Origin of the sequence: uncultured Adlercreutzia sp., from assembly GCA_910585575.1 — a bacterium.
Lineage (GTDB): Bacteria > Actinomycetota > Coriobacteriia > Coriobacteriales > Eggerthellaceae > Adlercreutzia.
Genome location: CAJUFS010000043.1, coordinates 12,179 through 21,138 on the forward strand (window position 1 = coordinate 12,179; position 8,960 = coordinate 21,138).

An 8,960-nucleotide genomic window follows, 5' to 3' on the forward strand; every position below is an offset into this window, starting at 1 on the left:
GTGCGCTGCGACAAGCTGCGCATCAACCAAATTCTGCTGAACCTGCTGGGCAACGCGCTGAAGTTCACCGATCCGGGCGGCTTCATCAAGGTCAAACTGGACGAGCTGGACGGTGCCCCGGCCAACCACGGCCGCTACCGCTTCACCGTCTCGGACACCGGCATCGGCATGAGTCCCGAGTTCGTAGAGCGCATCTTCGATCCCTTCGAGCGCGAGCGCACCTCCACCATCAGCGGCGTCGAGGGCACGGGGCTGGGTATGGCCATCACCAAGAACCTTGTGGACATGATGCACGGCGCCATTTCCGTTGAAAGCGAGAAGGGCAAGGGCACCACGTTCACCATCGAGCTGACGCTCTGCCTGGCCAATCCCAGCCAAGACGCTGCCAAGGCAGCTGCGGCATCACACCTGGCGCCCAACCATCGCATGCGCGGCAGCCATATTCTGCTGGTAGACGACAACGATCTGAACCGCGAAATTGCCGTCACGCTTTTGGAAGACGAGGGCTTCACCGTCGAGTGCGCCGTCAACGGGCAGCAGGCCGTTGACATGGTCAGTGCCGCCAGCCCCGACCACTTCCAGCTGGTGCTCATGGATGTCCAGATGCCCATTATGAACGGCTACGAGGCCACGCGCGCTATTCGCAAGCTGGACAATTCGCAGCTGGCCTCCATTCCCATCTTGGCCATGACGGCCGACGCCTTCGAGGAGGACCGTCAGAAGGCCCTGCGCTGCGGCATGGACGGTCACCTGACCAAGCCCATCGAGATGGAGAAGCTCTTCGAGGCCCTGAACCTGGTACTGGCCTAAGCCTCTGCCGCACTTCCCGGCCAAAAAACACAGCGAGGGCCCCGCGCACGCGATGCGCGGGGCCCTCGCTCTAAGCGCACGGCGGCTGGGAGGGTGGCCGCCGGCATGCGAGTTGGCGAAAACGAGCCTAGGCGTCCAGTTCGCCGGAAGCCAGCTCCTGGCCCAACACGTAGGGCAACGTGATGCAGCAGGCGCCGTAGTTCATACCCTCCATGGCGAAGGTGTAGGTGGCGCTGTAGAAGTTGCCGATCATGCAGCCGGCGTTGTACAGACCCTCGATGGGCTGGTCGTTAGCGTCAAGCACGCGCAGATGCTCGTCGTTGCGCAGACCGCCCAGCGACGTAAGGAAGCCGGGCGTGAAGGCGGCGCCATAGAAGGGACCGTCACCCTCACCGATGGGAATGAGCTTGTCGGCCGTCTTGTAGAAGTCGGTGTCCTCGCCCTTGGCGCACATCTCGTTGTAGCGCTCGATGGTCTCGATGGTCTCGGCCGGCAGACCCAGCTGCGCGATAACTTCTTCGCGCGTATCGGCCTTCACGATGTTGAAGCCATCGGTGTCGTTATCCCAGCGATCGATAACTTCCTGGGTGGTGAAGTACTCGCCATGGGCGTAGTTGATGGCGCCCCAGGGACCGCCCGCCTCGGCACGGTTCTGGCCCCAAATGCAGTAGCCGGTCTTCTCAGGCAGGTGCATGATGGTGGCGCAGGCGAAACCGCCGAGCACATCCTCGTTCATGAAGCGCTGGCCCTGGTTGTCCACCATCAGACCGGTGTGGCTCGTGTAGGGCTGGTCGCCGGGAAGATTGGGGCGACCCAGCATGATGTTGTTGGGCTCCTTCTGCCAAGCGCCACCGACCCACAGCTCCATCTTGTGGCCGTCGCCGGGCATGAGGCCGCCCATCCAAATACCCTGGTCGTAGTTGACCTCAGTCGTGAAATCGCACAGCTCCACGGCCTGCGGGCAGTACTTCTCCATCATATCCTTGTCATGGGAGAAGTCGCCCGTGGCCATGATGACCGCCTTCGTGCCCACGTACTTGGTGTAACCGTTGGCCCCATCGGTGGCCAGCACGGCATCGACGCGGCCTTCCGTGCCGTTGGGCACCCCACCGCGCACCAGCTGCTCAGCCTTCACGCCCCAGCGCACGTCCACCCCAAGATCCTCGGTGAGGTAGCGGCCCAGCTCGGCGGCAATGTAGCCCTCGCCGTTGCCGATGGCGCCATGCAGCTCTTCATCGTCTACGTAGAAGGCATGGGCCGCGGTCGGGGTGTACATGGGATCGCCCTCTTTGTACATCGGGCCCGACTCGATGGTGGTCTTGATGCCGGCATTCGCCGCAATGTCGATGATCCAATTGATGGCTTCTTCGGAGTGGTTGTAGAACTTGTACCACAGCGCGGGCTTGAAGTTGCCACCGTTGGCTGCATACTGCATGCGATAGAACCACGTGGGATCCATGCGCTCGATGCCCATGTCCTTCATGACCTTCGAGTACACACCGTTGTTGGAGCCGCCGCGCGACACCGGGCCCGTCGAAGCGCTAATGAGGATGACTTTCAGTCCGTTCTCGGCACAGGAAGCTGCCGATACCATGCCGGCCATGCCGCCGCCCACCACAACGACGTCGGCCTCCTCGGTTCCCGTAATCTGGTCATCGGCAATGGCCTCGGGCGCTACCTCGAAGGCCCACTGCTGATCGGCGCTGTTGTAGCCCGCGCTGGGCGTCGAAGTGTCGGCCAGCGCAGCGTTGTCCTTTTCCGCCGGCGCCGCTGCGGGCTGAGAGCATCCTGCCAAGGCACCGGCAGCCACCAAGCCGGCCGTGCCCAACGCGGCACCTTTGAGAAATCCTCGACGATCCAAATTCGTTTCCATAGTTTTCCCTTCCTTCGATTACCTCCCTGGCGTCTTCACGCCAGAACCCTTTTGTCGCCGGGCCCCCTCAAAGGGCTTCATTTCCACGGGGCCTCGCGAGGCGCCCGCCTCGCTCTCCCTGCCATCCGCAGAACCCAAGCGACGCCATTTATCCTAGGGGAATCGACACTCAAAGAACCTCATCCAAACTGGATGGTTTCTCATCCAGAAGACGAATAGGCCGATCAAACCCATAATTTGTGGGTCCATTAAGAAAAAGGCCACCTCTTAAACTGGCTATAATAAGCAGCGCCTCCTGCAAAGAGGCCAGAACGAGAAGAGGCCTTGATTCTTCTTGTCGAAAGCGGACGATCGACGATAAGGGAGGGAATCGGTGCGTCTGCGCGAGCAATACAACATGAAGCAACTGTCAATTGTGGCCGTGGCTTACGGTCTATTCCTGGCGTGCACCAGCATTGTGCTGTGGGGCGGCTATGCCGTGCTCATCGATGCGGGGGCCGACGCATTCCAGCTGCGCACCGCCGAATACTTCATGCGGAACGCGGCCTTCCCCGTTGCGCTTTTCGGTTCTGCCCTGATAGCCTACAGCCGGCCGAAACAGGGACCCTGGCGCTCCCCTCTTACCGCTCTGGCCCTGTTCGAGGCAGGGGCACTCTTCATTGTGGCGCAGCGCCTGTTCGGCCTTGACGCCAGCATAGCTTACGGAGCCTGCGCTCTTCTGCTGGGCTGTGGATCGGGTCTGGGCTTTTGCTGCCTGCAAGACATCATCGCTTCGCTGAAAGTCTACGAGGCGGGCTTGGCCGTATTCGCAGCCGCGGGTATTTCTTGCGCAGTCTACATTGCCATGGAGCTGCTTCCGCGCACTGCTATGATGATTTTCGGCTTTGCTGCGCTCATTCCCGCCACCGCGGCGGCCATGGCGGCGGCCCAGCGCACCGTTCCCTGCGTTCACCCCGCCTTCGACACTATCCCAAGCCAGCAAATCGACCGCTGCCGCCAAGCGGCTGCAGAGTCGTGGCCATCGCTGCTGTGCATTGCGTTCACCTCGTTTGCCGTGGGTATTATCCGCGTCGATGCCATCGACAATACGGGTCTCGTGCAAGATTACGCCGATGGCAGCATGGTGGGACTTCTCGCTGCCGCCATTGTGCTTCTGGCAACCTGGAAGACCATTTATGAGCGCATCAAGCTCTCGCGCCTGTACCAGGTGGTATTTCCGCTTACGGCCACCATTTTCTTGCTGCTTCCTTTGTTTGACGGCCAGTTTCGCCACCTGCTGGTTTTAGTGGCCTTCGTGGTGTTTTCGATAGTGTCCTCACTGATGGTGGTGTCGTGCGCCCGCGTGGCGCGCAACCAGTGCCTGCAGCCAGTTTTGGTGTACGGCATGTTCGCCGGCACGGTATACGCCGCCCAGGAGGTGGGCTCGCTACTCGGATTCATGCTGAACACGACGGGCACCACGGGCTTTGCCAGCCTTTCCGTGGTGGCGCTCATTGCCATCTACGCCATGTCACTGGCCATGAACACCCGACGCGGAGGACGCGGCGCAGCGGAAAGCAGCACGGCAACGGCAACCACCAGTAAGACTGCCATTGCCGAAAGCGCTATCTCCCCGGCAGAAGCGCTCGACATCCGCCTGAGCCAGCAGTGCGATGCGCTGGTAGCGCAGTACGGTCTTTCGGCGCGAGAAACGGATGTGCTGCGATTGCTTGCCCGCGGACGCGACGTTCCCTACATTGCCGAAGAGCTGGTCATCTCAAAAAACACCGTGCGCACGCACATGCGCAATATCTTCCAGAAAACGGGCGTGCATTCCCGCCAGGAAGTCATCGACCTGCTGGAAACCGTCGAGCAGTAAAGCGGGCGGTTGGAAGCTCTTACTTTGATTTTTGTCCCGAAAAACGCGGTTTAGCAGGATTCGTGGTCAAACTTTCCGCGCTTTCCATCAAGATGTCCCGAAAAGCACGGTTTAGCATGGGAAATCGCAGTGACTGCATGTTAAACCGTGCTTTCCAGGACAAAAATGCGAAGAGCGGGCTCTCTCCAGCGATACGGAATGCTCTTTCGCTCGGCTAGGTTCCAAGAACGGCCGCTTTGGTTCCCTCGGGGCTGCCGAAAGCGGCCTGTTTGGTTCCCCGCTTTTGCAAAATACCTGGTCAGGAACTTTTGCTTGCAGAGCGCAGGGAACCAAAGGGCTCGATTTGGGAACCTTGCAGCCCCCACCCTCTCGATGGACGCCGAAAGATGCAAGCCGTGCGCGCATCGCCCCACCCCGGCCGAGAAACACAGCGAGGGCCCCGCGCACGCGATGCACGGGGCCCTCGCTCTAGGTGCCTAGCGGCCGCAAGCGCGCGGCTTACACCGCTACGATGTTCACCAGGCGGCCGGGAACGTAGACTTCCTTCTTCACCTCTTTGCCGGCAAGGGCATCGCTCACGGCAGCGCGAGCGGCTTCCAGGATGTCCGGCTCGGGAGCGTCGGCGGCCACCATGATGCGGGTCTTCACCTTGCCGCAAATCTGCACGGCCAGCTCCACCTCGTCGGCCTTGGCCTTCTCGGGGTCGAACTCAGGCCAGGGCTCGCTGTAGACGAAGCCCTCGCGGCCGAGCGCCGTGCGCCACAGCTCGTCGGACAGATGCGGCGTGATGGGCGCCATGAGCTTCACCAGCACTTCGGCCACTTCCTGGGACAGGGCGGCATAGTCGGCGTTGGCAGCGCGGGCCTCCGCGTCCGTGGCGCGCAGGAACTCGCCGGCCGCGTTGGACAGCTCCATGATGGCGGCGATGGCGGTGTTGAAGTTGTTGCGCTCGATGTCGGCCGACACCTTCCCCACCACGCGATGGCGCTCGCGGGCAAGCTTCTCCGCGGCAGCCTGGGCAGCCTTCTCGTCCACCGACCCAGCGAACAGGGTGTCCTCATCGGCCTTGCCCATAAGGTCGTGCACCTGACGCCACAGACGGTTCAGGAACTTGTACATACCCGGCAGGCCGTCCTCGTTCCACAGCTTCTCCTTCTCGGGAGGACCCAGGAACAGGATGTAGGCGCGCACGGCGTCGGCACCGTACTCGGCGATCATCTCCTCGGGAGAGACCACGTTGCCCTTGGACTTGCTCATGACGTCGCCGTGGGCGTCGAGCACCATGCCCTGGCACAGCAGGTTGGTGAAGGGCTCGTCGAAGTCGAGCAGGCCGCAATCGCGCAGCACCTTCGTGAAGAAGCGGCTATACAGCAGATGCAGAATGGCGTGCTCGATGCCGCCGATGTACTGGTCGACGGGCATCCAGGCGTTGGCCTTGGCCGGGTCGAAGGGGCCGTGCACGTTGTGCGGGTCGGTATAGCGCATGTAGTACCAGCTGGAGCACGTGAAGGTGTCCATGGTGTCGGTCTCGCGCTTGGCCGGGACGCCGCACTTCGGGCAGGTGGTATTCACGAAGCCCGCATGGGTGGCCAGGGTCTCGCCGGCGGCCAGGTCGATGTCCTCGGGCAGACGGACGGGCAGGTCCTCTTCGGGCACCGGCACCACACCGCAGTGCTCGCAGTGGATAGCGGGAATGGGGTTGCCCCAGTAGCGCTGGCGGCTGATGAGCCAATCGCGCAGACGGAACTCCACCGTGCGCTTACCGCGGCCCATTTCCTGCAGAGCCGTTACCACGGCCTCTTCGCCCTCGGAATGCTTGCCGCCGGTCATACCGGTGAAGCGGCCCGACTGCACGAGGGTGCCCTCGGCGTTGTAGGCCTCTTCCCAATCGACGGAGGTAACCACACGGTTCCGCTCGTCCTTGAGCTGCGGATACAACGGGTCGTCCTCACCCAGAATGATGGGGATGATGGGCAAATCGTACTTGCGGGCGAACTCGAAGTCGCGCTGGTCGCCGCAGGGCACGGCCATGACAGCGCCGGTGCCGTAGTCAGCCACAATGTAGTCGCCCACCCACACGGGCACTTTCTCGCCGTTGATGGGGTTCACCACGTACCGGCCCGTGAAGGCGCCGTGCTTCTCGCGGTCGCCCTGGGCACGCTCGACGGCGGTTACCTTCTTGGCGGCCTCCACCAGCTCCATAACCGGAGCCTCGTATTCCGTGCCGGCCACCAATTGCGGCACCAGCTTGCTTTCGGGCGCCAGCAAGAAGAAGCTGCAGCCGAAGAGCGTGTCGGCGCGGGTGGTGAACACGGTGATGATGTCGTCTTCCGTGGGGTCGGCCGGCGCGTTTCCTTCCGCATCGCACAGGATGAAGTCCACGTTGGCGCCCTCGGAGCGGCCGATCCAGTTGGCCTGCTGCTGCTTCACGCGCTCGGGCCAGCCCTCTAGCTGGTCCAAGTCGTCTAGCAGCTCCTGGGCGTAGTCCGTGATCTTGTAGTACCACTGGGTGAGGTCGCGCTTCTCAACTTCCGAATCGCAGCGCCAGCAGCGGCCCTCGATGACCTGCTCGTTAGCCAGCACGGTGCCGCAGCTGGGGCACCAGTTCACGGGGCTGTTGCGGCGCTCTACCAAACCGCGCTCCCAGAACTTCAGGAAAATCCACTGGCCCCAGCGGTAGTACTCGGGGTCGCAGGCCACCACCTTGCGGTCCCAGTCGTAGGAAAAGCCCATGCGCGAGAAGCTGTTCTTCTGGGTCTCGATGTTCTGGTACGTCCAGATGGCCGGATGGCTGTGGTGCTTGATGGCGGCATTCTCCGCCGGCAGGCCGAAGGCGTCCCAGCCCATGGGGTGCAGCACGTCGAAACCGCGCATGGTGGAATAGCGCGCCACCACGTCGCCGTAGGTGTAGTTGCTGGCATGGCCCATGTGCATGTCGCCTGAAGGATAGGGGAACATCTCCAGCACGTACTTCTTCGGCTTATCAGAATTCTCGGGCACCGTGTACAGGCCGGCCTCATCCCAGGCCAGCTGCAGACGCGGTTCGATCTCGTGGGGGTTGTAGGCTTTCATGGCACTCCCTTGAAACAGCGGGTTGCTAATGGATAATGCCCCATTATAACGGTGAATTCCACCCCGTGAAGAGGGGGCTTTCCCACGCGTCGCCCCCCGCGCTGCCAACGGGGCACAGGGCGCCCGGCCCCGCGAACAGCAACAACTCGCGGCGGGAGCGCTTTAGCGACGACGGCGCAGCGACGCGCCGCAATTCCAGCAGGTATCGCGATCGGCATCATTGGCAGCGGCGCACACCGCGCAGGTTTTCTGCGGCACGGGAGCCTCCTCGGATACGGTGGCTCCGAAGGGGTCGCCGTCGGCCCCGGCAGCTTCCGCCTCGCACCAGCCCTTCTCGTCGCGCCGTGCGGCCACACGCCCTTCGGCGGCGGCACGCAGCGCGGCAAAGCCCGACACATGGGCGACTTCCACGCGATCATCCGATGCGCTCACAGCAGCTCCCTCGGCTCGTTCATTAGCATAAGCGTAGCGCGAAACTGCTCGGCTCCTTCGCGCCCGCAATCGAAAGTGCCATTGTAGCGCACTGCCAGGGTTTCGAGAATTTGCAGGCCCCAACCGTGGCGCTGGCCGAGCATGGGGCCTTCGGGCTCGTGAGCGCCCTTCGACGGCATCGCCGGATTGGTGCTGTTCACCACGTCGATCATCATGACGCCGGCCACGAGCCCTCCCTTGACCACGATTCGTCGCCCACCGGGCGCCACGGCCTCGCACGCATTGATGGCGTTATCCAGCAGATTAGAGAGAACCGCGCAAAGGTCGATGTCGAGAATATGCAGCTTCTCAGGCACGACGAGGGTGCAGGAAGTTTGGATGCCCAACTCCTCGCATCGGCGCAGCTTCATCATGACCAGGGCATTGACCACCCGATTCTCGCAATAGGATTCCCGAGCGCTCCCGGAAAGCCCGACGGCGCGATGCATGAGCTCAAGCGCCTTCGGCACATCCGCGCGCCGCAGGGAGGCGCTGCTCTGCAAAAGCGCCTCAATGATGTCGCGCCTTACCCGGCGCGCCTCGTCGAGTTCTTCCACCAAGCGCTGATACTGCTGCTCTTGGAGCTCTTTCTGTTCCTGCAGCATGCGCACCCGCTCATCAGTCAGCCGGTGGCGCGCTTCTTCGGCAAGACCCCGAATGAGCACGACGTCCACTGCAACGCACAGCAGCACGGCCACGACAAGAATGATGATTTGACTGCGCCCGTGGGGGTTGGCCACGGCATAGGCCCCCAGCAACCCCAAGACCACCAGCTGACTGAGCGGAAAGACAAGCGCCGCCAGCTGAATGCGGCGACGCGGCCTCAGGTTAACGGCCATGACGCCCCCCCCCGCTGCGTTTTTGCCACTGCAGACG

The 8,960-nt window shown here is 62.5% G+C and carries 6 protein-coding genes; 2 read left to right on the forward strand and 4 right to left on the reverse strand.

All coding sequences use genetic code 11. The features are described 5' to 3' along the window. Nucleotides 1-810, forward strand: an 810-nt coding sequence (locus tag QZ307_RS07105; protein ID WP_295997799.1) for an ATP-binding protein, incomplete at its 5' end; no start/stop codon positions are given. Nucleotides 811-937: 127 nt separating this feature from the next. On the opposite strand, the gene QZ307_RS07110 is transcribed toward QZ307_RS07105, so the two are convergent. Continuing rightward, a complete protein-coding gene (locus tag QZ307_RS07110) occupies nt 938-2,683 on the reverse strand; it encodes an FAD-binding protein (RefSeq protein ID WP_295997801.1) in 1,746 nt (581 codons plus the stop codon). A gap of 397 nt (nt 2,684-3,080) precedes the next feature. Between QZ307_RS07110 and QZ307_RS07115 the strand changes: the two genes are divergently transcribed. Next, entirely contained in the window at nt 3,081-4,541 is a 1,461-nt protein-coding gene (locus QZ307_RS07115; protein ID WP_295997803.1) for a helix-turn-helix transcriptional regulator, read from the forward strand. Nucleotides 4,542-5,039: 498 nt separating this feature from the next. Here the strand turns inward: QZ307_RS07115 and leuS are convergent, their stop codons facing one another. From leuS to QZ307_RS07130, 3 genes are all read right to left on the reverse strand, one after another. After that, nucleotides 5,040-7,613: a leucine--tRNA ligase gene (leuS, locus tag QZ307_RS07120; RefSeq protein WP_295997806.1), complete on the reverse strand. Its 2,574-nt coding sequence runs from the start codon at nt 7,611-7,613 to the stop codon at nt 5,040-5,042. Between the two features lie 162 nt (nt 7,614-7,775). Continuing rightward, on the reverse strand, nt 7,776-8,045 hold the full coding sequence (locus tag QZ307_RS07125; RefSeq protein WP_295997808.1) for a hypothetical protein: 270 nt from the start codon (nt 8,043-8,045) through the stop codon (nt 7,776-7,778). Continuing rightward, complete coding sequence (locus QZ307_RS07130) at nt 8,042-8,923, reverse strand: ATP-binding protein (protein ID WP_295997811.1); 882 nt, start codon at nt 8,921-8,923, stop codon at nt 8,042-8,044. The genes QZ307_RS07125 and QZ307_RS07130 overlap by 4 nt, the downstream gene beginning before the upstream one ends. Nucleotides 8,924-8,960 lie beyond the last annotated feature (37 nt).